1 protein-coding gene is annotated in these 821 nt (G+C 53.8%); it reads right to left on the reverse strand.

Translation table 11 applies throughout. From position 1 onward, the window contains the following. Positions 1 to 726, reverse strand: a 726-nt coding sequence (locus tag NKH41_RS34065) for a transporter substrate-binding domain-containing protein (RefSeq protein WP_352936007.1), incomplete at its 3' end; no start/stop codon positions are given. Positions 727 to 821 lie beyond the last annotated feature (95 nt).

The raw sequence follows: 821 nt of genomic DNA on the forward strand, positions 1-821 counted from the left end.
GACCAGAACCTTGTTTTCATCTGACTTGTGGATAAGCATATAAGTGTTGTTGGTGAAGACTGGTTCGGACGCCACGATGTCGAGCTTCTTTTCATCGATGACGGTCTGCTCACCAAGATTTGAAGGCAGGACCAGCGCGTCGAACTTGCCGTTCTGAACTTCGTCCAAACGGTTTGGATACGGGATTCCGGCGCTCGACGCCGTCACGTCAAGCTTGTATTGCGGATTTTCTTTTTGCCAGTTCATGATGAACTTATAGGTTCCGCCGCCAGCCGTGGTCGGAACGATCCTCTTGCCGACCAGGTCTTTCATTTCTTTGATGCCGCTGCCCTTTTTGCTGTAGATCTTCATCAGGCTGGCGCCCATGGGGTTTTCCGGAATGAAGAACTGCTTGGCGCGCTCGGGTGACTTGTAGTAACCGCCGACCGCGATGTCGTATTTGCCTGTGGCCAGGCCGGTTTCCTGCGCGATGTCGGAGACACCTTCCATTTCGAACTTGTATTGCGGCAGCTTTGCGTTGATCGCCCTCAGCAGATCGGGTTCATAGCCTTGCGGCTCGACGCCGAGCGCGCCCCAAGCCAATGGCTTGGATTCGGCAGAGGTCGCGATCTTGATTGTCCGAACGGTCTGACCATAACTGATCCCTGCTGTCGCAAGGGCAATTGCGATGCCGCCGGCGACGGCCAGGGCATAACGACGCGAAAAACTGGATTTGATTGCAGACATTTCTTGGGTTCCCTTCTTGTTGGATTATTGAAAAGCGAGTTCAGACTGCAGGAATTGAGCAAGTCGTGGGCTGGAAGGCGCATCGAAGATCTCAG

The sequence above is a fragment of the Mesorhizobium sp. M1169 genome (assembly GCF_040318345.1).
Lineage (GTDB): Bacteria > Pseudomonadota > Alphaproteobacteria > Rhizobiales > Rhizobiaceae > Mesorhizobium.